At 39.8% G+C, this 24,536-nt stretch carries 26 protein-coding genes; 9 read left to right on the top strand and 17 right to left on the bottom strand.

All coding sequences use genetic code 11. The features are described 5' to 3' along the window. Nucleotides 1–20 precede the first annotated feature (20 nt). From KHA99_RS19675 to KHA99_RS19665, 3 genes are all read right to left on the bottom strand, one after another. A complete protein-coding gene (locus tag KHA99_RS19675; RefSeq protein ID WP_213119194.1) occupies nucleotides 21–683 on the bottom strand; it encodes a DJ-1/PfpI family protein in 663 nt (220 codons plus the stop codon). Between the two features lie 159 nt (nucleotides 684–842). Further along, complete coding sequence (locus KHA99_RS19670) at nucleotides 843–1,889, bottom strand: flavin-containing monooxygenase (protein ID WP_213119193.1); 1,047 nt, start codon at nucleotides 1,887–1,889, stop codon at nucleotides 843–845. Nucleotides 1,890–2,334: 445 nt separating this feature from the next. Next, a complete protein-coding gene (locus KHA99_RS19665) occupies nucleotides 2,335–3,357 on the bottom strand; it encodes a nuclease-related domain-containing protein (RefSeq protein WP_213119192.1) in 1,023 nt (340 codons plus the stop codon). A 1,134-nt stretch (nucleotides 3,358–4,491) separates the two neighbouring features. On the opposite strand from KHA99_RS19665, the gene KHA99_RS19660 reads away from it, so the two are divergent. Next, nucleotides 4,492–5,748, top strand: coding sequence for an MFS transporter (locus KHA99_RS19660; protein WP_213119191.1), 1,257 nt, complete (start codon nucleotides 4,492–4,494; stop codon nucleotides 5,746–5,748). A 189-nt stretch (nucleotides 5,749–5,937) separates the two neighbouring features. On the opposite strand, the gene KHA99_RS19655 is transcribed toward KHA99_RS19660, so the two are convergent. The 5 genes from KHA99_RS19655 to KHA99_RS19635 form a co-directional block, all read right to left on the bottom strand. Beyond that, the gene (locus tag KHA99_RS19655; RefSeq protein ID WP_213119190.1) at nucleotides 5,938–7,257 is read right to left on the bottom strand and encodes an alpha/beta hydrolase family protein; all 1,320 of its coding nucleotides are present in this window, start codon (nucleotides 7,255–7,257) and stop codon (nucleotides 5,938–5,940) included. 341 nt (nucleotides 7,258–7,598) lie between these two features. Continuing rightward, a complete protein-coding gene (locus KHA99_RS19650; protein WP_213119189.1) occupies nucleotides 7,599–8,273 on the bottom strand; it encodes a YwrJ family protein in 675 nt (224 codons plus the stop codon). A 28-nt stretch (nucleotides 8,274–8,301) separates the two neighbouring features. Beyond that, nucleotides 8,302–9,669: an arsenic transporter gene (locus KHA99_RS19645; RefSeq protein WP_213119188.1), complete on the bottom strand. Its 1,368-nt coding sequence runs from the start codon at nucleotides 9,667–9,669 to the stop codon at nucleotides 8,302–8,304. Between the two features lie 418 nt (nucleotides 9,670–10,087). Next, entirely contained in the window at nucleotides 10,088–10,453 is a 366-nt protein-coding gene (locus tag KHA99_RS19640; RefSeq protein WP_213119760.1) for a heterocycloanthracin/sonorensin family bacteriocin, read from the bottom strand. A gap of 257 nt (nucleotides 10,454–10,710) precedes the next feature. After that, nucleotides 10,711–11,019: a hypothetical protein gene (locus KHA99_RS19635; protein WP_213119187.1), complete on the bottom strand. Its 309-nt coding sequence runs from the start codon at nucleotides 11,017–11,019 to the stop codon at nucleotides 10,711–10,713. 387 nt (nucleotides 11,020–11,406) lie between these two features. Here KHA99_RS19635 and KHA99_RS31575 point away from each other — a divergent pair, with 387 nt between their 5' ends. From KHA99_RS31575 to KHA99_RS19615, 4 genes are all read left to right on the top strand, one after another. Beyond that, complete coding sequence (locus KHA99_RS31575; protein WP_213119759.1) at nucleotides 11,407–11,493, top strand: YjcZ family sporulation protein; 87 nt, start codon at nucleotides 11,407–11,409, stop codon at nucleotides 11,491–11,493. A gap of 44 nt (nucleotides 11,494–11,537) precedes the next feature. Continuing rightward, nucleotides 11,538–11,624, top strand: a complete 87-nt coding sequence (locus KHA99_RS19625) for a YjcZ family sporulation protein (protein WP_213119758.1) — start codon at nucleotides 11,538–11,540, stop codon at nucleotides 11,622–11,624. A 53-nt stretch (nucleotides 11,625–11,677) separates the two neighbouring features. After that, nucleotides 11,678–11,788 (top strand): YjcZ family sporulation protein, encoded by a 111-nt coding sequence (locus tag KHA99_RS19620; protein WP_213119186.1) that lies wholly within the window; start codon nucleotides 11,678–11,680, stop codon nucleotides 11,786–11,788. A 93-nt stretch (nucleotides 11,789–11,881) separates the two neighbouring features. After that, entirely contained in the window at nucleotides 11,882–12,052 is a 171-nt protein-coding gene (locus tag KHA99_RS19615) for a hypothetical protein (RefSeq protein WP_213119185.1), read from the top strand. A 612-nt stretch (nucleotides 12,053–12,664) separates the two neighbouring features. Here KHA99_RS19615 and KHA99_RS19610 read toward each other — a convergent pair. The 7 genes from KHA99_RS19610 to KHA99_RS19580 form a co-directional block, all read right to left on the bottom strand. After that, nucleotides 12,665–12,838 (bottom strand): YjcZ family sporulation protein, encoded by a 174-nt coding sequence (locus KHA99_RS19610; RefSeq protein WP_213119184.1) that lies wholly within the window; start codon nucleotides 12,836–12,838, stop codon nucleotides 12,665–12,667. Between the two features lie 36 nt (nucleotides 12,839–12,874). Then, nucleotides 12,875–12,964 (bottom strand): YjcZ family sporulation protein, encoded by a 90-nt coding sequence (locus KHA99_RS19605; protein ID WP_372447621.1) that lies wholly within the window; start codon nucleotides 12,962–12,964, stop codon nucleotides 12,875–12,877. A 248-nt stretch (nucleotides 12,965–13,212) separates the two neighbouring features. Next, nucleotides 13,213–14,793, bottom strand: a complete 1,581-nt coding sequence (locus tag KHA99_RS19600; protein ID WP_213119183.1) for a SagB family peptide dehydrogenase — start codon at nucleotides 14,791–14,793, stop codon at nucleotides 13,213–13,215. A 22-nt stretch (nucleotides 14,794–14,815) separates the two neighbouring features. Beyond that, nucleotides 14,816–16,756, bottom strand: a complete 1,941-nt coding sequence (locus KHA99_RS19595; protein WP_213119182.1) for a TOMM precursor leader peptide-binding protein — start codon at nucleotides 16,754–16,756, stop codon at nucleotides 14,816–14,818. After that, complete coding sequence (locus KHA99_RS19590; protein WP_213119181.1) at nucleotides 16,753–18,705, bottom strand: putative thiazole-containing bacteriocin maturation protein; 1,953 nt, start codon at nucleotides 18,703–18,705, stop codon at nucleotides 16,753–16,755. The genes KHA99_RS19595 and KHA99_RS19590 overlap by 4 nt, the downstream gene beginning before the upstream one ends. Nucleotides 18,706–18,874: 169 nt before the next feature. After that, nucleotides 18,875–19,159: a heterocycloanthracin/sonorensin family bacteriocin gene (locus KHA99_RS19585; RefSeq protein WP_213119180.1), complete on the bottom strand. Its 285-nt coding sequence runs from the start codon at nucleotides 19,157–19,159 to the stop codon at nucleotides 18,875–18,877. A 458-nt stretch (nucleotides 19,160–19,617) separates the two neighbouring features. Continuing rightward, nucleotides 19,618–19,926, bottom strand: a complete 309-nt coding sequence (locus KHA99_RS19580) for a heterocycloanthracin/sonorensin family bacteriocin (protein WP_213119179.1) — start codon at nucleotides 19,924–19,926, stop codon at nucleotides 19,618–19,620. A gap of 298 nt (nucleotides 19,927–20,224) precedes the next feature. On the opposite strand from KHA99_RS19580, the gene KHA99_RS19575 reads away from it, so the two are divergent. Together KHA99_RS19575 and KHA99_RS19570 are read left to right on the top strand one after the other, a co-directional pair. After that, complete coding sequence (locus tag KHA99_RS19575) at nucleotides 20,225–20,560, top strand: L,D-transpeptidase (RefSeq protein WP_213119178.1); 336 nt, start codon at nucleotides 20,225–20,227, stop codon at nucleotides 20,558–20,560. 183 nt (nucleotides 20,561–20,743) lie between these two features. Then, nucleotides 20,744–21,250 (top strand): DnaJ domain-containing protein, encoded by a 507-nt coding sequence (locus tag KHA99_RS19570; protein ID WP_249366779.1) that lies wholly within the window; start codon nucleotides 20,744–20,746, stop codon nucleotides 21,248–21,250. 49 nt (nucleotides 21,251–21,299) lie between these two features. Here the strand turns inward: KHA99_RS19570 and KHA99_RS19565 are convergent, their stop codons facing one another. Continuing rightward, entirely contained in the window at nucleotides 21,300–22,160 is an 861-nt protein-coding gene (locus KHA99_RS19565) for an MBL fold metallo-hydrolase (protein ID WP_213119177.1), read from the bottom strand. 164 nt (nucleotides 22,161–22,324) lie between these two features. Between KHA99_RS19565 and KHA99_RS19560 the strand changes: the two genes are divergently transcribed. After that, entirely contained in the window at nucleotides 22,325–22,951 is a 627-nt protein-coding gene (locus tag KHA99_RS19560) for a metal-dependent hydrolase (RefSeq protein WP_213119176.1), read from the top strand. 76 nt (nucleotides 22,952–23,027) lie between these two features. Here the strand turns inward: KHA99_RS19560 and KHA99_RS19555 are convergent, their stop codons facing one another. Beyond that, the gene (locus tag KHA99_RS19555) at nucleotides 23,028–23,216 is read right to left on the bottom strand and encodes a hypothetical protein (RefSeq protein ID WP_213119175.1); all 189 of its coding nucleotides are present in this window, start codon (nucleotides 23,214–23,216) and stop codon (nucleotides 23,028–23,030) included. A 323-nt stretch (nucleotides 23,217–23,539) separates the two neighbouring features. Here KHA99_RS19555 and KHA99_RS19550 point away from each other — a divergent pair, with 323 nt between their 5' ends. Next, nucleotides 23,540–24,511, top strand: coding sequence for an LCP family protein (locus KHA99_RS19550; RefSeq protein WP_213119174.1), 972 nt, complete (start codon nucleotides 23,540–23,542; stop codon nucleotides 24,509–24,511). Nucleotides 24,512–24,536: the final 25 nt, after the last annotated feature.

The following is a 24,536-nucleotide window of genomic DNA, read 5'->3' as shown; positions in this document are numbered from 1 at the left end:
TCAAGATTTGTTGGTATAGGTTAAATTTCAATATCTGCCTTTAATCTCCAGTCATACGGGTATTCTTCAGTAGCCGCCGTCCTTTCTGCCGCCGTTTCACCCATTAATTTTCCAACAAGATACAGTGACATGTCGATACCAGCAGATACACCTGCAGAGGTAAGAATATTTCCCTGATCGACATAACGCACCTTTGAAACAACCGTAATATCTCGATAATTTGATTTTAAGTAATCTAAAGCCAAAAAGTGGGTGGTTGCTTTTTTTCCAGATAGAACACCTGCTTCGGCCAAATTGATTGCACCGGAGCAAACAGAGGCAACGATACCGCCTGATTCGTAGAAATCCGAAATCCACTTGATTAACTCTTTATTTTCAACACATTTATGGATGGCATATAGCGGCCCGCCAGGAACAATTAAAATATCTATTTTAAACTCATTGCTTTGAAAGCCATAATCAGGTTGGACCTTAAGGCCATTATGAGAAGAAATGATTCCCCCAGTTTGCGAAATCGTTTTAACAGTAAAAGGTCTTTCTTCAACCGTTAGGCCTTCTGTTAACATTTTCGAAACTTTGTCATCTTCAAATACGGTAAGAGAAAATACTTCAAACGGCCCAGCATAATCTAGTACATCTACATCCTCAAACAGCAATATACCTACATTCCATTGCTTTTTCATGATAATCCTCCCCAAACTAATCATTAATGGATGATACATTCCTATCATAGAACTCAAGTAGTCTTTAAAAACCGCAAAAAAAGCGTTAACTCGCGCAATCATTTTTCAGTTTCCCGCAATAAGCCTAGGCAAAAAAAACGCCAAACAGCAAATTCAGTTTTATAAGTCTTTCTTTATCATGCATTTATAAAGATACTCCGCATCGTCCCCAACGCCTAAAAGCAGGGCCGATCCCCTGCGGTGCTGCCATGGCAAACCAAGAAAATAGAGTCCGTCAATTTCCGTTACCCCTCTTTCATGCTTTACCTTTCCGTTAGAATCGAGAAGATTGGGGATATCAATCCATGAATAGTTCGGAGTAAAGCCAGTAGCCCAAATAATATTTTTTATGGTTATGGAGGTGAGATCCTCAAATTGAATTTCATTTTTAAGAACAGACTTGGTTCGGTTCTTTACTTTGACACTATGATTCTTTATCTTCTCCCTTAGTTCGTATCCGAAAATGGGGTCACCTTGACCTTGGATCTTTTTACCAATGAAAGAGTGACGATCTGCCTTTAATATCCCCAATTTATCAAACCACCAGAAAATGCTCTTGCCAGCTTTATTTAAAGGCATGAAGCGGATTTTTTGACTAACAGATAAGTATGTTTCATGACTTTCCGATAGTTCTACCGCGATTTGGGCACCCGAATTGCCGCCTCCTACCACTAATACAGGACCATCTTGCAGCTGAGTTGGGTTTTTATATTCTGAAGAATGAAGCTGCGTTAATTCTCTTGAGAGTTCTTTCGCAAAGGATGGAATACTTGGTGTGTGGAATGGACCTGTGGCGATTACGATTCTCTTTGTTTTTATCATTAAATCGTTTGTTGATATGACAAAAATATCCTTTTCCTTTCGTACTTTTTGTACCTGAGTATTGAACTTTATTGGCAAATCAAATGCTTGAACGTATTGATCGAGATAATCTGCAATTTCATCTTTTGTTGGAAACCCCTTCGGATCACCTGGTAAAGGCAAACCAGGTAACGAGCTATATAATCTTGGTGTAAACAAAATGAGAGAATCATAACGATTTCGCCAAACATCTCCTGCCCTGCTTTGATTATCAAGGATCAAAAACGAAAACTCTATTTGCTTCAAGTAGTAACCCATTGATAAACCAGCCTGCCCGCCACCAACAACGGCCACATCGTAAATCATATACGAGACCCCCTTGTACCCATATAAATTCTCATTCCATTTGGTATGAAATCATCTTACGGCAGAAGAAGAAGTTACAACGCGCAAAAATGAGCACCACCCCCGCAAAGATTTGTAGGGCCTTCGAAACCTAAATTTTAACTATCCCTCCTTTTTTATGTAAATCTAAACTTCTATATAAATCAACTAGTTTCACTTTTGCGGGGAATCAACACTATTCTGCGAAAATTAGAGGTTTATTTGCGAAACCGGGAAATATATTTGCGATATCCCCCTATTTATTTGCGAACCTAAAAGAGAAGAGGGAACTCCCTAAATTTATTTTCGATCTATAACGAAATATTTGCGAGCCCAAGATAAATATTTGCGAAAACCCCCTATTTATTTGCAAACCCAAATCAGAAAATTGTGCTCCTAAAATTTTTATTGAGAGAGCCATCTGATATTAATTTCCGCTTCTCACTTTTTTGCTCATATTTTTAACTTCCTTTTTAGGATCCCAAGGAAAACTAGCGGGCGAATACGTCCGCGTCTTTTTCGCACCGGAAGAAATAAGATTTAAGGAACGGAGGATTCTTCCGGCGGTATGTATGCAATCCAAACGAGCAAATTCTCGGAACTGCTTGTTTGTGATTTTCAAATCATACAGCAAAAAATAGTCCATTAACATATTAATATGAGCATCCTTGGAATAAGTTTGGCAGGTAGGACAATACCATTTACGCTTTTTGCGAATAAGAGGATGATGAAACGTAGGGCACAGAGCACCAGATATTAAGTCTGATTTTTGAATTCCGAACTTTTCTAACACGAAGTTTGTCGGAGGAGTATTCATTTTAATGAGGAGCCGGGATAATCTTCGCATATCCTTCGTGTCAAGTACAGGAGTTTTATAAAAACCTTCAAACATTTTAATTCTATTAAGGAACGCATCGGCCTTGCAAATCCGCTTTTTCACCTTTCCCGATTCTGGGCCAGTAACAACATATGTTGCATACGGATTGCTTAGGACGACCACATAATCAACCGGAACTGGAGGGAAGTTGTGCGCTGCCAGTAGTTTTTGTAAGTATTCTTGATGCCGTTCTTCTTGAGCAATTGGATTAGGATATCCTTTAATTTCTCCATGCCACTCTTGAATAAACTGTTTGTTTTCAGTGTCAAAAGTTAGGTTTCCACCTATATTTTTCGAACCTACAGCAATAATGGAATCTGAACTAATTAGGAGTGTATCAATTTGGCAGTTGTACGGGCCATCAGGTAGGTTTAAATCGTGGAGTATGAAGTATTTCTGTTCTGGAAGGGATCGATAGTAGAAATCGAGCGACTCTTCGCCTTTGTAGCCAATCAACCTCCTTCGATGTTCGTCCTCAATCATTGGATATCTAGGGTGACTTTTCGGGAGCCGCCTCAAAATAGCCTCTAAGATGAGAATAATAAGCGGAACTACTCTTACTTTCAGTATCAAAATAACTCCTCCTTTCTATTTTCGAAAAATAAATTCTCTCCCAATATCGAAAATCCTGCTGAAATTTATCGAAAAATATTAAAACATTGTGTCTATTCTTTTTCTAGAAGCCTATAAAAATTACCTTTTTATTAAATTCCAATCTAATACCTACTAATTTGCACAGGCTTTGAAACTTATTTGTGGTATCTTCCAATATATTTGTGAATCTCATCCTTTTATTTGCGAATCCCCTCATATATTTGCGAATTATTACAAGTAGGGCCCGCCTCCACAAGTTATTTGCGAATACTCACTGTTTATTTGCGATTCTACTCCTTTTATTTGCGAATCCCCTCATATATTTGTGGATCTAAAAAAAAGCATCGGCCCCCCACAAGTTATTTGCGAATACTCACTGTTTATTTGCGAATTTACTCCTTTTTTTTTGCGAATCCCCCCGATATATTTGCGGTTCTAAACAAGAAGGACCTGCCTCCCACAAGTTATTTGCGAATACTCACTGTTTATTTGCGAATCTACGCCTTTTATTTGCGAATCCCCCCGATATATTTGCGGATCCAAAAAAGAAGGGCTGGCCCCAACAAGGTATTTGCGAAAACTCACTGTTTAATTGCGAATTTACTCCTTTTATTTGCGAATCCCCCCCCATATATTTGCGGATCTAAAAAAGAAGGACCTGCCCCCACAAGTTATTTGCGAATACTCACTCTTTATTTGCGATTCTCCTCCTTTTATTTGCGAATCCCCCCATATATTTACGGTTCTAAACAAGAAGGAGCTGCCTCATCAAGTTATTTGCGAATACTCACTCTTTATTTGCGATTTTCTTCCTTTTATTTGCGAATCCCCCCATAATTTTCGGTTCTAAACAAGAAGGACCTGCTCCAACAAGTTATTTGCGAAAACTCACTGAATAATTGCGAATCTACTCCTATAATTGCGAATCTCCTCCTTTTATTTGCGGATTCTTCCACCTTATTTTGCGGTAATCATGCTGTATGTTTGCGGTTTTGGCTTCTCCAAACTGGCGTAAGATAGTTTCAAAGCAGACGAAGCCGATTCTTAAGAAGTCGCCATAAGGATCACAAGCTGATTTTTGCTTTCCAAAAAAATTGAAAGGGTGTTGTAATTATGTCAAGTCAACCACAAATCCAGGCACCAACGATGAAATCGTTGTTTGCCAATCGCTTTGTTCAATCGATATTATTATCTGGATTGTTTTTACAGTTAGGCATTTGGGTCCGAAACTTTGCTATCTTAATGTTTGTAACTGAACAAACCAATAAGGATCCATTCGCAATATCGATGATTTCCGTTGCTGAATTCGGACCAATCTTTTTATTCTCTTTTATCGGCGGGACCTTTGCCGACCGGTGGAGACCGAAACGCACCATGGTTTTATGTGATCTGCTAAGTGCTCTGTCCATATTCGCAGTATTACTGGCACTCGTTTTTGGCGGCTGGAAGGCAATCTTCTTCGCCACCCTCGTATCATCTGTTTTGTCACAGTTTTCACAGCCATCTGGTATGAAATTGTTTAAGCTTCATGTTCCGCAAGTCTTAATGCAGCTTGGGATGTCCATGAATCAAACGCTTCAATCTATTTTTACGGTATTGGGACCCATCATTGGTACGCTGATTTACTTCCAATTCGGTATCTATGTATCGATCGCCATCATGGGCATTTGTTTTCTATTATCCGCTCTTGTTCTTGCGTTCTTGCCTGCTGATCAAAAGGTAGAAACGGTTTTGACAACAAATGTTTCAGCGGAGATGAAGATGGGTTTGCGTTATGTATTTTCAAATAAGCTTTTCCTTTATATGGGGGGATTTTTCCTTGCCGCTGGTATGGGGCTTGGCCTTGTCAACCCGCTGGGAATATTCTTGGTCACTGAGAATCTAGGATTATCTGCACATAACCTGCAATGGTTTACCGCTTTAAATGGTGCAGGTATGATCCTTGGCGGGGTTGGAGCAATGGCGCTCTCCAAAAAGATCACACCGCAAAAGATGCTACTGATTGGATTTATTTCGAGTGCCGTATCTGTTGCGGTATTGGGGTCTGTTAATCTCGTTTGGGCAGCCTTACTGGCTCAATTCGTATTCGGAATTATGGGCCCGCCTATCCATATTGCGTGTAATACATTGATTTTAACAAACGCCGAAGAATCTTTTGTAGGTCGAGTCAATGGAATCTTAAACCCTCTATTTATGGGTGGAATGGTGTTAAACATGAGCTTAGTAGGTCTATTAAAGGCAGAATATCCGCTTATTGTTATGTATCTAATGGCATCCTCTCTATTCCTAATCGGTGCATTAACTTTACTCCCAATGCTAAAGCTTAAATCAGCCAAACAGGTAAAAGCTATCCCTATGCAGCACCATTAAAAAGGCATGAGAGAATAGTAGACAAAAGGCACCCGAATGAGTGATTCGGGTGCCTTTTATTTGGATAAAAGAATTGACCGCTTTTTAAATTCCCGGGAGTGCTATTCTTCAACACAAGGCTTCTTTCGTGTTCGTTACTTGTTCTATTCCTTTGCTAATTTCTCACGTCATCTCCAATCACAATCATTTCTAGTACGTTTTAGCGGCATGAAAACTACCTTCATCCTTCACGTAACTATTAAAGAATTCTAGGACAATCTCATTCATCGTTTCAAGCACTTTGTATTTATCAGCAGCATGAGCGGTAGTGCTCTTATCTGTTGAACCATTAATCATCTTGGCAAAAAACGGTGATACAACAGGTAAATCAGTTAGGCTCAAGTGATTTGTTCCTTTTATAAACACCTCATATGCATCAGGAGCAGTGTCCGAGATATACTTTTGCGGCAGCACGAGATTTGGGTCAGTAACGCTTTCCATTAAATTCTTCATCGTATCCGTATAAATACTTAGCAATGGGACCGGATAAATATCTTTATTAATGACTGGCTTGCCATCCTTCACTCCTAACTCTCCTCCAAGCAAGTCTGCATCCAGATTGATGACAGCAGCGATATCATGACGATCTCTGCCAAGCTTTGCAGCTGCGGCACCACCTAAGGAATGACCAATTAAACCGATTTTATTTGTGTCGATCAGTTGATACACTTCATCCGAAGCCTGATTACTCGCTTGTTGCTTTATGGTATTCATTACAAAATTGATGTCGTCTGTTCTCAATTTCAACCACTTTTGCTCGAGCTTAAAGGAAGTCTCCTCATCATATACGCCATTATTCGCATCCTGCACTTCCTGCATAAAAGACTGATCTGCCAACGTCATATTGCCATCACTATCTCTCGTATACAAAGAATGATAGGGATGGTCAATCGATACAACGACATACCCGTTACTTGCTAGATTTTCAAAAGTAGAAGAATTACTTGCCTTAATTCCAAACGCACCATGAGAAAAGACGATAAGTGGATATTTCCCTATTGCATTCTTTGGATACCAAAATTCAATATTTACCTTTCTCTTCTCCTCTGAATCGGTGAAAGTTTCGTTTCGCTTGTCATCTGTTAACGTAAACATTTTTGTCGTGACATCGTAAAAGCCAGTTGCTGCTACTGCCTTATGCTGTGGAAAAATGATGGCAGGTAACAATGCAACAGCGATCAATACCCATGTCCCAACCGCCTTAAAGATGTTCCCGACAGGACGATATTTCTTCTCTTCCTTGTTTCTTAGTAATGAAATAACGGCGATGATTCCAAAAATTAGAAGCACAGCTGCTGGGATCTCCCACCTGAGACTCCACTTGATGATGGTTACGAATACTACGAAAACAATAAGCGCGCTAATGCGCACCCAATTTCTGATGCGCTTCTGGTTGGATTTAGTCTTGATGCTGTAAACTGCTAACCCAACCTCGATTATCCCTGCTAAAATAAGTAAGACAATCCCCATAAATTTCTCCCCCATTTTACAAATCCATCTTGATACCAGTGCCGTCATTTAATGGTTTGTTTTCCTTTATTTATGAAAAGAGTTAATGCTAAACCGACAAAATAATTTTTAGCCTGAACAAAATTAAAGTCAATAACATATCATAACCATAGGTAGGACACCAGAAAAAAAAGACCGTGACAAAAACGACACGGTCAAATATAGCGTTAACGTTGATTCAATAATCCATTCTCGTCTGCCAACAGAATGGATTATTCATTTTGTTTATATTGACTAAACACGACATTACTCTGCCTTTCTTTAATGTTGTTATATCAATCTCTCAAGTTTTCACATCGTTGTTAAGGTAATTGTACTGTTTTAATATGCTCCACATTCCGATAGATCCGTTCCCCTTCGGCTGTGACTAAAGCGATTTTGTTATATTGAATCTTTTGGAGTACGCCTATTTTTTCAGGATCATCTCCACCATCAATAATGACAAGTTGATTTTCAAATTTTTTCAACTGCTCATCAAACGACCTTGCCAAAGCAGTGGATTTAGGCATAAGGGGCAGATTTTCACTTGTTAAGGAATATGGTGTTGTATTTGGCGGATAGGGAATGAGCCATTTCACATGATTCATTGAGATACACATTGTTTTATATACAGGTGAGTGAAATACGAAATAGTCGTTCATAATGCTAGTTAGGTAGCCATGAATGGATTTATTCCCTGTAACATAAACATTCAAGAACAATCCTTTAGCAACAGTTAATGCCTTTCGAAAAGAAATGGCATCTGTTTCAATTGGTTTTTCCGTCGGTGGGGTATTAGTAAAATCTTCTTCTTCTAATTCAGTTTCTTTTAATCTTTGTACATGAATGAATGGAATATAAATGAAACGATGGTTTTTGCTATCGTACAAGACGATGATGTCTAATCCGCTATCTAACAGGATTCCTTTGTGAAAATTTCCTCCCGAAAGTTCAACTTCAATTTTCTTTCCTATTAAATCAACAAAATCAATCGGCATCTTAATTCTCCTTTTTCACTAAAATATCTTAATGCGAAAGAGCGCCGCCAAAAAGCCAAGAAACCCAATAATATAAAACGACTAGGGTAAACAGAGTTGCAGGTGGTATGACGACAACCGTAATTTTGATATACTCCCACCAACTGATCATTACTTTTCCTTTCCTTACGATATGCATCCACATCAATGTAGCAAGGGTTCCCATCGGAAGCAGCAACGAGCCCATATCGCTGCCAATCACGTTCGCCAAGTAGGCAATTTTCAATTCGAGCAAACTAAGATCCATATGGGTTAAGGTAAGTGTTCCAACCATGAGGGCTGGGTGATTATTAAAAATATTGGAGAGAACGGATAGGAGCACGCCCATCATGACACTCGCGTGGAGCAGGCTTCCAGAAACTATCGGTTCCATGAAACCAATCAGCCAGTCTGTCAATCCGATGTTATTGAGACCGTAAATGATGGTATACATACAAAAGGCGAAAACGATAATATACCACGGCGTTTTCTTCAGCATATCGGCTGGGGAGATTTTTAAGTATGCCCATCTCCATGCTAAAAGAATAAGCGAACCGATTACAGCCATTAGAGAAACGGGAATGCCCAAAAATGAAGCAACAAACAGGCTGCAACGGACAGCAAACACGAACAGCAAAACATTACGCATAAATCTTGAACGGGCTTTTTCTGAAGGATGTTCAACACCTTTAGCTGGTTTAAGCGGGTGATACTTTGAACTTGTCAGCCCTGAAACATTCGTAGGAACGGTTTTCGGTAAGATTTTCTTAAAACGAAGGAACAAGAACCAAGTCAGCAGCAGTAATCCTAGCGTTGCAGGTACAAACATCATCGCCGTATGCAGCCACAAATCCATATGGACGATTTTAAGCGCAATTAAATTTACAATGTTACTTACACCAATTGGGGCACTGGAAGCAGTCGCAATTAGCGCTCCAGATAGCAAATACGGAATTTTCTGATGGTTTTTTAAACCCATGTTGTTTAGCAACATGACTAAGATTGGGGTTGTGATTAAGATACTTCCATCGTTATTGAAGAAAAGTGTCATTAGAAAGCACAAAAGATTGACATACCAGAATAAACGTATTCCTGACCCCTTTGCTCTTTCTGCGAGTTTTTCAGCCATCCAGCTAAAGAACCCAAAACTTTCTAATACAATCGCCATGACAATCGTTGCCATGATCGTAATGGCAGCACCACTTATGGTTTCTGAAATGATCCCCAGATCTGATAATGAAACACTTCCACTAAGGACAACAATAACCGCACCTATTGCGGCAGGTATCGCTTCATTGATGCCTTTTGGCCGCCAAAGAATAAGTCCGAGGGTAACCAAAAAAGTCACAATGGTGATCCAGACGGTTAAATGGACCATATTTTTTCTCCCTTCATTTTGTGATATCTCAGGAAGTTTCCTGAGACCACATACCTTCCTCTACAATCGTTCCGCTGATGTCCCCCCCTACCATCTGTCCCTCTTGTGTTGTTGTACTTTATCCTATGAAAAACGAATAAGACAGGCTTTAGACTTGTACCCTTTTTTCAATAAATCAACTGGAGTCTAAAAAATAATCACAATATAACTTTACCGATGTCCAAACAGAAGGAAATATCCAATAAAGAATGAAACTCTAATGGCTAAGTCTCACGAAAAAAAAAAGCGAAGCAAATTATGCTTGCTTCGCGCAGTAAGATTTATACAAATTCAATCTAAAAGGGACAGTACGAATAACAGTACTGTCCCTTTATTATTTTATTTGTTTATTTTACAAAATGCCGTTACTTGAATAAGTTTATACAACCACAACGCTGACACAGTTATAGCAGTTATAGTAGCCATTATAGTAGCCATCATAGTAGCCGCCACAACCACCACAACCACCACATCCGCCACACGAAAACCCAATACCGAAACAGCTAAAACCAATGCAGCTAAAACCACCACAACGGAAACCGCCACAACGAAAGCCTCCGCACCTAAAGCCCCCTCCGCATCGCATGCCGCCACAACCCATGCCACCGCCACAGCGCATACCGCCACCACAACCCATGCCGCCATGCAGGCGCGGATCCAGGCTCTGTGGATCCATCGCAACTAACTCACCAGCTTGATAAGGATCGATGCCTAACCCTTGCAGCTCATTTTGAAAATTATGCATTTTTTCCTCCCCTTTGTATTTCATCAGGTTAAACCTGAATAGAGAGATGAATGTGTAAGATAAAACACTAAACACGCCGTGTACTCTCTTCAACAATTTATGATTTCTTATAGGTCGCTGTCACTAAATAAAGAGCCTATTTTTCGTTGAAGATTTATAAAATGTTCTCAAAAAAGTCTAAAAATAGTATTACCTAGATTAAAAGATTTGTTATGTATGTAAAACAGTTGTTTATATTTCCTCATAAATGCTAACTATTAAACTTCATCTAGAAAAATGATACTATGCTTTAACTCTTTATTGGAATCTAAAACACCTATTACAATTTGATTATCTTCAGTTATTGTCACATATCTGAATTGTTCATCCCCATTAATAAGTATTACTGGTTCCAGCTTTGCCTCCATCTTAGCAAAGACATTCTCTGAATACTCAAGTTTTAGAATATCATCAATTTCTTCTGCGGTTTGTCTAATATATCTAAATAGGAAATCTTGTATTGAAAATTGCTCAATCATCGTTAAATTTTTCTTAAACTTTAACTCATTTACTGAAACTGTTTTCACTTTAATCACTCCTCAAATAGTAATTAAAGTTTATACTTATCAATTCATAACCTCAACGATATTATAGTGACAGAATATTTACATTTTGATTTCAAGCATATGCTGTATATTATTCTAAAAAAGTTTTTTCTTTTTTATACGCTTGTCCACACACTTTAGCAATGAATGAATATGTTATTATTACCTCCGTCAACCATATATTAAAACCTCCTTTAAGGCGTTTGCACGAATTGCAGACGCCTCTTTTTTATATTTTCAGGGGAAAATTTTAAAAAAAATAATTATTTCAGAATACCGTGATGCTTGTCCACGCAATCCTTGTCCAAATAAATATATATACATAGAGGAAAGTTTCTTTCCTCCTATTAAAAAAGGGTGGTGAGGGTTATGTATGGATACGGCGGCAATAGCTTTGTGTTAATCGTAGTACTATTTATTCTGCTTATCATCGTTCTAACTAGCCTTGTTTATTGATTGATTGATTTTCGTATAAAAACCAACAAAGGGTGGTGAGGCACATGTATGGATACGGCGGCAGCAGCTTTGTCTTAATCGTAGTTTTGTTTGTTCTGTTAATTATCGTTCTAACTAGCTTTGCTTATTAATCCCAACGATAGAATCCGATGAATATAAACTTTTCAGATAGGAGGTGTTATACATGGAAGAACGCAGAGAACGCAGAGAACGCAAAAACAATGTTGCTGCATTAATTGTGGTTTTGTTTGTTCTCCTTATCATCGTAGGAGCTTCCTTTATGAGCGGCTATTAATTTAGTGGCGCTCCTAATTGGTGAAGGACAGGTTGGGTTAGATTAATCTGTCCTTTTACCCGATATTAATATATAGGAAAGGAGGTTTTATGCATGTTTCCCTTTCCAGACGGCTTTAGAAGAAGACGATTCGTTCCCATTGAAATTGAAATTGAAATTGAAAGAAGAAGAAGAATAATTGAAATTGAAATCGAAATAGAGAGAAGAAGACGAATCGCAATTGAAATCGAGAGAAGAAGAAGAAGAGGCGGATTCTTCTTGTAAAAAATAATCTTTTGTAAATTCAACGCTTGTCCACTCTCATTTATTCTAGTTGCATATAATATTACTAGCCGCAGCCAAAAGCACCATACCATATACACCACTTAAGGAACGTTTGCGTTTATCGCAAACGTTTCTTTACTGTATTAAGATCTGGAAGTTCTCCAAATACCTCCAACATTTCTACTAAGTACAATTTCTCCCTTAAGTGTTTTTTTCATTAGGGAACTTTTAATGGAGATAGGCACTCAGATTGTCTATCCAGTCCGTTACTTTTCCCCATATAAAAAAAGGGCTTTTCCACTATGAACAAGTAGCCAAGTTTTCCAATAAAATAATACAAACTAACCTATAAGACAACGTTTGAAATAATAATGTAGTGTAACCCATAAAAATATGTACGAAGAAGATGGTATCCGACACCGTCTTCTTCAGGAGATATTATGTTTATTAGATATGGCCTACAATAGAGTATGCCTAAAAGTCTTTTATGTATGGGCTTTTTATAAAAATCAAAAGAAGAGTTCCCTTAAAATTTCGCTGTTACATCTGCCAGACAATAATATAAATGATTCTTCATAAAAAAAAGGCCCTTTAAAGGACCTTGATCAAACCTTAATAGTAACAGGCACATCCAACAATAATTAACAGGATAAATAATACAACGATTAAAACAAACGTGTTTCCGCAACCGAAACCTCCGTAACCATAACTGACGCATCCACAACCTCCGTAGCCATAACCGCCGCATCCGCAACCTCCGTAGCCATAAGCACCTAATCCATCCATCAATAATCACCCTTTCTTTAAAGCATTCAAATTTTTTTACCAGACACCACAAAAAGAAGCACAAATAATAATTAGCAGGATAAACAAAACAACGATTAATGCAAATCCACTGCTGTTACCTACCACGTATTTGATACTTCCTTTCGAACTGTCAATACAGACTATGTAAATGGAGAAAATTTGTATGGGCTAACAACTATAAAAACCCCTGGAAATGTCCTGGGGGGTTATATACCTATTTGTGTACTTGCCCATATTTTTTCTAATTCGCCAAAGATTGTTCATTAATGGATAGTTTAAATAACAAAAAACCCTAGTCCTTTAACTAACCTTGGACTAGGGCACCTGATATTAGATATACAAGGTAAACAGGTCTAACTTTTTAAACTTCCTTTTAACCATGCACGCGAACGGTACGGCCCCACAGGGATTTGGATGAGGCTCGTTATTTGTTTCGCTTCGGCTCGATAAAGTTCATCACATTGCTTCGCATCAAAACCTAATAAAGGGTGTCCCCCTAACCCTAAGGCACATGAGATCAAAAGCAGCCGTTGCAAGAGGATTCCCGCTTCCATTTGTTGAATTCTGTATCCTCTATAGCCCAGTTTTTCTTTAAGATGTTCCTTGTCTCCAACCAAATGCAGGCAGAGCGGAACTTGAAACAGATTGACATTGGGCATGGTTAAACCATTTTGTAATATCTCACGGAAATCCCCGTTTCTAATTCTACTCAGTGCATGAGCGCCTTTCTCATAGGTGTAAGCACCATCTGAAACACCCTCCACGTTATAAAAAAAGCCGTACAACGAAACACGAGTCCCCGTTTTTCCATCTGTGCCGTCAAGATCATTCTGGTAAGGTCTGGAAAAAACCTCCTTCAACAAGGTGGCTAGTTGAGTTTGACTGACTTTCCCCATCATAAAATCAACATCAGGAGAATGCCTCTCTCTACAAACAGAAACAAGATCGTACGAAAAGGACTCCGTATATGGTAGCATGATCAATTCCGTACCATATGACCTTTGAACACGATCACCCTTCTTTATCTTCACAAATGACTGGGTTGTTTCAAACATCGATGCCCCGTTCATCTCTCTGAGTAGCGGGTAATCAAGGACTCTCTTTGAACGGTTATAGGTTTCCGTTTTCAGCAACGGCACTTCCTGGGACAATTCAGCGGCAGAAACAATCTCCTCCGTATAAACGTGGTCATCACACTGGATAAATGGATTGATAGATAAAGGGATCACCGCATAGACACTTTCGTCCTGTTCGGTTAGTCCAAGTAAATGATTAATAGAGCGATCAAGAAATTGGTAGCATACCATTGACGAGAATCCCATCCGATCTGCCACTTCTAATGTTTGCCCAATGACCACACCAGTATCTAAACCTTGTAGACGGTAGGAAAAATTATTATATTTGTAAAAATTTTTCCAAAAAACCGTCGAGACAAAAACCGTGCAGAAACAATCAGAAACATCACAATTCCCAAGGCTCCTGGACAAATAGGAATCATAATTTCCTTCTCGGAGCAAGCGAAGGCTGTGATGGGCTACATCGTAATGGTAAATTCCCGTTGGTACGTCCTTTATCTTTGCATACACATATAATTCATTGGGATACAATGCCCCGCCAGAAGGAACAAATTTTCGTAATAACTGAAGATAGTTTACAGTAGTTATATCCTCGGGATCTTCAAGGTAAGCGGATTGTGCGTAATGCGTTAGACCGTATACATACCATAAGAAAGACCCGAGCTCCTCTAGTCCTTGCTCTGCATGGGCATCTCGCTGCTCAAGCGTTAACGGTACTTCACCGGTTAATGGAATCTCGGGTATTCCGCGGTATAGTTTATAGGGAAGCGGCGCATCGTCCCAATCGACTTGCCAATCTGGCGGAGCGATTTTTTCCGGATCAAAGTGAAGGTGGTGCAGAAATGTCTCCAGTTTCAAGAGTAAACCTCCTTCCTTTCCATTATGGGAATGGATGCGGATCTGGATTTAGCTGTTCATACGCCAACGGCTGTTTGGCGTATCCAAGTTTCACTGGCACTTGGAGAACCCTTTCCAGTCCTTTGACACGGGTCAGGTGATGTCCGAATGTCATCGGCAGCATGCCAGGAATCAATACCTTTACACAGTATAATCCATTCCGTTTGGTGATCGGTGTTGTTTGGTCCACCACAATAACCTCGAGGTGCAGTTCTTGGAACCGCTGAAGAATATCCTGCAGGTCATCCTTCAAATCGGTATTCGCAGGAGGCTGTTTAAATTCCTCAGCAAACGTTCGTAATGGACGATTGTCATCCAATAAAAAGTCGAGCCGGTTCTCTGCTTCCTTCAGACCGTAGAGCAAGCCATGGTCCGGCATCAAACGGACTGCATATGGATCCTTCAGCATTTGTTCATATTTCTGCCGGTCTTCCTCCAATATTTTGTCATGCCGAACCATCATTCCAGCGAGCTCGAAAAGCGAACTTTTTACAGCTCTGACAGGATCAGGATTCGCTCCTGCAGCACAAATGAGGTTTACCCCCTTTGATTGTCGGTTTTTTGCAATTGCAAAAACGCTGGGGATTTCATGTTCCATCGTTGAATTGTAAAGATAAACGTCATATCCCGCGACATCACGTAAGCGGTCCACCATCAACTCTACTTCTTTATCGTCAGCCGAACGAGGGTCAAGCCGAGGAAGGGCCAGCTTGGCATACCAGGTTAACAAGAAGGAATCCCGCTCGACGACCTCCATAATCCCATGGAAAATGGCTTCCTCCAAGCTCCCACCCAACGCACACCCATTAGAGGTTTCATAAACATAGCCATCCCCATTTCCCAAACTGTAATAGGCAAGTAACTCCGGTACCAATATTGGACGTTCTTGTAAAAAAGAATAACCCCAAACCCAATTCATGGGTGCATCAGGATGAAACGGTTTAAACGGAAAATGAGGCTTTGTATATTGTTCCTGGTCATGCAGACCTACTGATGCAGGATCTAATGCGATATGCTTTACATTGTTATAACTATCTCGAACTTTCTTCCTTTTGCCTTGAGGCTGGATTCCGCAATATCGCTCCAACCCCTCCAAAATTGCCGTCAATTCACTCATTTCATAGGAATTAGTACGGCCCGCTACTCCCTCGTCCGCACCAAATAACGGCATGTTTACTAAAATATCGGCAAATGGCAGCCTGAAATCCGCCATTTTTCCATTCATGACTCCAGTACGTTCATCCAAATAGTCTGCAGCCAGCACCGTTTTCAATTCATCCATCGAACGAGTGCGATAGCCTTCACCATTTAATTTAGGACTGGATTCCAACCTGATTTGTGCTAATTCCGGTGTGTCTTCAGGAATTGGACTGCAAATCGGGCACAATGGTTCAGGCAGGAAAAAGTGACTAGAGGTCGTTAACGATCTCAGATTGGTAATGAACATTCTTTCGTCCAAGGAGGAGGGTTCTCCTTGAAGAACTTTGTCAACCTCGTTTTTGATCAAGATGGCCATTTGTGATAGCCCCGTTCGGGAAGCCCAGGCATCACGCAGCACACCTTCACCTGAAGTCAATCTCGCCTGAATTCCCCACATTTCAAGGCGGTCGGGTCCGGCGATCAAGCGCCGTTTGTCGGCACAGAGTGAGCATCCCGGTTTTTCTCTCCGTATCATTGGGCCGATGATCCCCTCACCAAAGGAAACGAAACCTCGAAGCCAAGGAATCCCGGCGGTCCTGCATCGCTGTTCAGCTTGTTGATGAACGGCTGGATGCCAGGCATCGTCTAGCAACAGGACTAATTCCGTTTCTTTAGGAATATCTTCCAAAACGCCTTGACGCCTTACTAGATAGCTAGTAGACAGAAGATCATAGACGTACTCCGCTAATAAACCAGCTCCGTTAATAAGGACCGGTGCAGTCATTTGGAATCCCCCTCTCGTACCTGCACACCATACACTCCTGCCAGCACTTGTTGTAAAAATGGCTCTATCGACAGGTCATAGACTAATAGCTGTTTACTGTTTCTGTGTAACACCTGAATAGCAGATTGTAATAGCTCCAATTGTGTCATATCTTCACAAGAGGAGAATTCGAATTTGGTACCTATTCTTTCCAGATAAATCATCGAATCATTCTCTTGCCTCTCAGCGGAACTAATCCCGTTTTGAGCATCGAAAAGTGCTTGCTCGAGTGTATTGCGCAATGCCAATGTTGTATTTAAGCCTGCTCCTGTGTACCAACGGCCGTTTGACTTTACCCATACAACTGGGAAGCCTGCTACATCCTCTTTTACACCAATCGCCGGTGAACCTTTCAAGGTAGTCAGGGCATTTATATAAAATCTGCATGTTTTATCTTCTATGGCTCCAATCGGCACACGATAAACCGTGTTGTGCCCTTCAGCTTTTCTTTTTTCCAACTCTTCATCCAGATAGGCTTGCAGCCCCCGACAAACAGCCTCTGCAATTGTTTCCCCTGAACCGATGCCCATAAAACCGACTGGTGCTCCCTCTGCCTGATTCCTGACTCTAAATATATTGGAATCTATCATTTTTGAAACATACATTTCTATACCCTTCAACCCAGCTTTTCTTCTTGCTTCTTCATGTGTCAGGCCCGAACATAACACTTCCTGAAGCAGCTCCGCAGGTCCCTCTGACAATGGGTCAACAGCCTGAACATAACACTGGGAAAGAGGAAGCTGCGGCAAATCCCGTTCCTCCCAGGTATGGAAAATACCTATTTCCTCTGAAGTTAATTGACTGAAATAGTCTAAAAGCAAACCCGGTTCCTCATCCCTGTCCGCTTCTTGTTTCAGTCTTTCATCAAGATTTTCAATCAGTTCGGGTGTATTACGTTTAGCTGCTAATGAAGGATGTGTGATGAAAGAAAGCCAGTCTCCTTCCATCGTTTCAAGATTAAGCAGGTAAATTTGATTACTTTGATTTGAACTTGCAACTCCTGTAGCCTTCTTGAAAAATTCAAAAACAGAGACATTGGCTAAAAGCGCTCCTGATGTGGAAAAATACTCTACAGGCTGCTTTCCTGATTGCAGGTAAGATTGATGAATTCTTCGCCATGCTGACTCGAAGCATTCCTCTGATTCCGGATGAGTCAACGGACCGGAGAGCCCCACTTTTTCTAAACAGATGGCTGGCAGGAATGCCTTCTTTTCTTCTTTGCAGACTTGATTTAGACTCCTTAATTCATTTAAATTTCCCTCCTGAGAGACATATAGAATCCAATCATAGTCCTGAACGGCTTCTTTCCAAAAATTTATCCCTGCCCCATGACGGTAAGGGACTTCTGCCAATTCCACATCAGAATCGATTTTTCTCGCATTCTCCACCAACTCATGAACACGGAGCCGATTGGTTGGAACCCCATCTGTTATCATGACATTTAATTTGGGCAGTCCTGATTCGAGTAAAGCAGATACCAAAGAAACCATGAAGGGTCCTGAACCTACAGCCAAAACCTTAGCTTGGCGGTATTCTTGAAATTTGTAAGCAGCTGAATCGACAAAATTCTCGATGAATTCAATTTGTGAAACAAATTTTTCAAGAACTTGACGATTTAATTCATGGGGAATATCTTTGCTGACATCACGAACAAACCCATTCTTGTACAACGTTTCTCCAATCTCGAATACCCTGTCACGGTACGGCGGTGTTAGTCCGTGTGTCAAAGTTTCCAAAGTGTGCTCTCCATTGAACATCGGAAACAATTTTTCAATCCACTGGTAGATGGTTTTGCCTTCCATTCGGAATGAACTTGTGTTATTTCTAAAATAGGCACCCCCCTTTTGATCTGGGAGAAAAAATGTATCCCTTTTGACCTTTAGACGTGAGGACGAGGTAAGTTCTGTCACTGGCGCTCCTCCTTATTCCTATCGTTACTACTTGCGCACTATCAGTTTATGTACGATTTTTTGTCCAATATGATAAACACAGTAAAAAGTGCCCCTGAGGCACAAGACCGTGCAGGGGCACTTTGTTTCATAAATACTTTTTTTTGGTAATTGCCAAAAGCCACACCAATTAAATAAAACCGATGCCGATACCAACACAGCCAAATCCACCGAAGCCGAAGCCGCAACCAAAGCCGCAACCGAAGCCGCAACCGAAGCCGCAGCCAAAACCGCCGCAACCAAAACCACAGCGAAAACCAAAGCCTCCGCAACGACCAAAGCCGCCACAACGACCAAAGCCGCCACAGCGACCCCACAAGCGTGCATCCTCCATCTGTTGACCGAATGGAACTAATTGACCAGTTTGATAAGGATCGATTGCCAACCCTTGTAGCTCATTTTGAAAATTTTGCATTTTTTCCTCCCCTTTGTATTTAATCAGGTGAAACCTGTATAGAGAGATGAATGATCATATTTGTGTCAATCAAGAAATCAGATTCGCTTTGTTCTCTCTTCAACAAATTATGATTATTTATAGGTCGCTGTCACTAAATCAAGAGCCTATTTTATGTTGAAGCTTTATAGAATGTTCTCAACATACGTCTAAAATTTGTATTCACTATATTAAAAGGTTTTGTAGGTATGTTACTTAGTTGTGTATACAATAATAGGTACAGGAAATAGGGGGTACAAAAAGACCCCGACATCCATCGGGGTTTTGATTTGGTAATTTTCAAAGGTGATAAGTGTCTTGATTGTCCATTCAGGGAGGTTAATTGTCCACGGATGGTGTCAGGCACCATACACTTATCCTGCAGGGACACTTCCTTCCCATAATATTCCCCTATAAATTTCCAGAAGTTAAAACAAAGTTTAAATAACAATAACGCCAACACAGTTAAAGCCGGCACAACTACCGCAGCCGCCGCCACAGCCTCCACAGCCTCCACAGCCGCCGCAGCCTCCACAGCTGAAACAACCAAAGCCGCCACAACGGAAACCGCCACAACGAAAGCCGCCGCATCTAAAGCCGCCACAGCCTCCACAGCCTCCACAACGGAAACCACCACAGCGCATCCCCATGATCCGCGGATCTTGGATCTGTGGATCCATTGAAACTAGCTGACCAGCTTGATATGGGGCGATTCCCAACCCTTGCAGCTCATTATGAAAATTTTGCATTTTTTCCTCCCCTTTGTATTTAATCAAATATAGAGAGTTGAATGATATTTTGGCGAATCAAGACATCAGATTCGCTTTGTACTCTCTTCAACAAATTATGATTTCTAATAGGTCGCTGTCACTAAATAAAGAGCCTATTTTAGCTGATGGTTTAAAGAATGTTTCTAAAACACATTTAAAATTAATAGTTTAATTGGTTTCGTAAGATTGTAAGTAAAAATAACCGCCCGCCAATTCTTGTTAATGAACATTTGCATGTTTTATTTAATACACTATTCAAAAAATGGAGTTGATCCACATGGCTAAATGGATTGATGTATCAACATCAAAACACCAATTAAAACTCTTTGATCGTCATAAGCTTTTAAAAACTTACCCAATTGCAGTTGGAAAAATATTGACACCAACTCCTACAGGAACATACACGATTATAAACAAGGACCCTCATCCTGGCGGACCATTCGGAGTCCTTTGGATGGGATTGTCAAGACCTCATTACGGTATACATGGAACAAATAATCCATCTTCTATCGGTAAGAATGTCTCACATGGTTGTATTAGAATGTTTAATCATGATGTTCTTGAATTGTCATCTTTAGTCCCAATTGGTACGCAGGTTTTTATTCATAAATAACGCATCTGTTCATAAAATTGGGGATGTTCGTACCTTTAGAGCATCCTTTAATTAAAAATATCTCAATGTAAAGAGACTTTAATTTATTGTCACATTCCTGTTCTTTTTCTGAAAAAATTCAGTGATATGATGGTTCTATCTGAATACAAAATGCTAGATTTTAAAAAAAGCGAGTGAAAAATGATGCTGAATATAAAAGAAGCGGTTGAGCAATTAACCTCGTCTGGCATAGCAGCCAGTGACGATGACGTAATTGCGTGGATTAAGAAAGGCAAAATTAAGGCCGAGATAAACAAAAGAAGAACAACTACCTACAAAATCAATGTTAAGGATCTAATTGAATTTATCATCCAAACGCATGCCGCTCAACTTACTGCTCAATTAGAAGAGTCCCTAGAAGAAAATCGCAGACTTACCGAACAAATAGAGATATTAAAAACCCGTATACATATTGAACAATCAAAGGTACGCACCTTAAAAAAAATGCTTAACACACAGATTGAAGTCACTGAATCTAGTACTCTTCACTACGGAGAGTTATTGGGATTAAATCAAGACTCGAGCAGCCATTTAATGAAAAAAGAATTTAAGAAACTGCTAAAAGCCCTCCATCCCGACCGCGGCGGGGATGAAAGGCTTTTTAAAGTGTTTAATCAACATTACGAGAATCTTAAGCAATCTAGTTCATAAGATTTTTGCTAAGGCTCTTTTACATTAACAAGATTGAGTAGGGTAAAAGTTATCGTTTTAATTCAAATCCATTCACAAAATACTCGATCGTTTCCGATTCGTCTTCGTTTAAATCTCGGTTTAACGCTCTTGCATATTCCGACTTAATTAGTTCTGCATCACCATTATATTTTTCTGTATAATCGGCCACTGTCTTTAACAATTGCATTTCGTTGTTAAACTCAGTCCGCGATATTGGTTTCCAGTGGGAAAGGATATAGGTCTCTGCATCAAACTGTTCCAGGATTGCCGCTAGTTCCTTTGTTCGTTTGGTTGTATAGTTCCGTTTGGGAGAAAATATATCAGGATAAATGCTATCAGCTAAAAACAATATCTTCTCTTCTTTAATATAGATGACAACAGAATCAGATGCATGGTCCCCTCCCACATGCTTTAATACACAAGTTACCCCGCCAAGATCGATTTCGAGTTCGTTGTCAAAAACGACTTGTGGCAATGTAATATGTATATTCCTATGATCCACAAACTCATTTTTGATGCAGCTGGCACAAAATTCAATTTCTGTGCCTTCCTTCACCCGCTCATCCATAGCCTCATCCGTCCATGCTAAAGGCATTAGTTTTTCTATTTCTCCTTTTGTTTCTTTTGAAGAAATGGATACACTATCCTTTAATGCCGACAATCCAAAAATATGGTCCCAATGCCAATGTGTTAACACAACCATTTCAGGACTACCGACATTTTGTTCCTCCAGCATTTTTAAAAATAATAGGGCATGTGCTTCCGAATTCCCAGCATCAATCATTAATCTTTTTTCTTTTCCCACGACCATTCCTAAAATCGGTCTGTCTGTCTCCGAAACAGGTGTCATATACCAAAATGAATTGCCTATTTTGTTTATGGTTTGCATTACGATTTCACCTCGTTCTTCATCTTTAAGTGTTAACCAATGAGAATCCTAATCCCAGTCTACTGAAATTTAATTTAATTTGTAAACAGAACAGATGTTTTGGTGTAGAATAGGAATGTCTGTTTCTGTTTGACAAGATTAATAATTTTAGAGGTGGAATGAAATTGAATGGTACAGCACATGCAGTAATTGGATCGGCAACAGGATATATTGTGGCTAATACATATCAGACGTCTCCTTCTGCAACACTCTTGTTTGTCGGATTAGGTGCCGTGTCAGGATTGATGCCTGATTTGGATATTGACGGGAAGCTTCGTGGAAAAATTACACTGTCGCATAAGATGGTTCGACTAGCTGCGATGATCATTGGATTGCTGATGATTTTCTATAGTGTCTTGGAGAAAATGGCGGCAGAACGATGGATGGGGGTCGGTATCGGGCTTTTGATCGTGCTGGTTGCATCCCTCATTAAGCAAAAACATATGTTAACCATTACGGGAATTGCTGTTCTGGTTGGCGGATTATCTTTAGGGGAGCTTTGGATCATCCTTTTAGGAATTTACTTTATCATTGCTTCCATGACTTCTCATCGTAGCTATACTCATTCTATATTAGGCGTTATTTTCTTCGGGGTCATTGCTTTCCATTTAGAGTCTTCACTTGGGATCGAAGGTGTTTTCTATACTAGTTTAGCTGGTTACATCAGTCACCTAATCGCTGATTTAAAAATCTTGCCATTTAACAAGCGGGGGATTAAACTGTTCTTGCCGCTGACGTCTAAGGAACTATGATTCTAGCTGAAAAAATAACGTTAGCTGCCCTTTTTAGGGGCAGCTTTTTTTGCCTCCAGATTGGCACTTTAATTCGTTAAAAGATTTCTTTTATAAAAATAAAATTCTTAAGAAGTTCACTTTCATTGATGGATATCCTATTGGCTAAGTCTTTCGTTCTAAAGACAAACTCTTTAACTCCTATAAATTCTGATTCACTAATCAAATAAAAATGTGTTCCTTTTTTATATCCATTAAACTGCTTTTTTAGTTTATATACTTTCATTGCATAACCTCTAGTGATGATTTTATGTGGTTGTTACTAGTACGTTCGGGGTGCGTGGAAATGACCTTCACCTTTCACATAACTTACTATTATTTTCGTTACTAATCAAATAATTTCTTTAATGCTTTACGCTGGCACATTGGCTAATGGCATGCCCCTTTCCCGCAACCTTTTATTCATATAAAAAGAAATTTAAAAAATTGTAACCTGATAGTTAAATAAATGTAAACTATTTATGGGATAATCACTACTTCAGGGATTCGTAAAATTTTCCAACTTACTAGTCTTGGAACATGGATATAAGTTTAGTCTAGGTGGTGCAAATGTTGACACGGATGAAAAAGAAACGAATAAGATGGGGCAGAGTTTTTGGAGCCCTACTTGTAATTGGTATTATCACAGTTGGTCTCTTTACCATTTTTCAATACATAGAAGGAAAAATTAAAACAATCAACCCACCGCTTAAAAAAGTGGAGGGAAAACATACAGTTCAAGATGCAAAGAGTAACATCGATGAGGTCAATGTGCTTTTATTAGGAAGTGACTCACGGGGAGAAAAACAATCCCGAACAGATACAATTATGATCGCCCATTATGATCCAAAAACACATCAATTTAAACTAATTTCCTTAATGCGCGATATGCTTGTTTCCGTACCCAATCATGGACAGCAAAAACTAAATGCCGCCTACGCTTTTGGCGGTCCTGAATTGCTAAGCAAAACAATTCAAGAGAATTTTGGGCTCGATATTCATTATTATGCCATTATTGATTTTAAAGGCTTCGAAAAAGCGGTCGACCTGCTTGTTCCAAAGGGAATCGAAGTGGACGTGCCGTATGAGATGTCTTATGGGATTGGCATGACGTTAGAAGAAGGCAAGCAGCGGCTCCATGGGAAAGAACTGTTAGGCTATGTTAGGTTTCGACATGATCGTTTAAGTGATTTCGGTCGAATTCAAAGGCAGCAGGAAGTGATTTCAAAATTAAAGGAAGAAGCGTTAGGTCCAAAAAGTGTGTTAAAACTCCCCGAGCTAATCGGTCTTTTGGATAAATATATAGAGACCAATATGAACAGTTCTACCCTTATTGGAATTGGAAAAGACATACTTACGAGAAAGAACAGCGAGATTGAAACTTTACGCATTCCTGAGGATGGCAGTTTTCAAAATAAACGGGATGATGAGCTTGGTGATGTATTGGAAGTGGATTTCGTGAAAAACAAAGAAGCTCTAGAACGTTTTTTGGACGGGAATAGTGATAGTCAAAATGAAGATAAAAGCAACTCACCCGACTGATTTCCTAGTTGCTTTTGCCGAAGTA

The organism is Neobacillus rhizophilus (assembly GCF_018343535.1).
Classification (GTDB): Bacteria; Bacillota; Bacilli; order Bacillales; family Cytobacillaceae; genus Neobacillus; species Neobacillus rhizophilus.
This window is presented reverse-complemented; position numbering and strand designations above follow the sequence as displayed.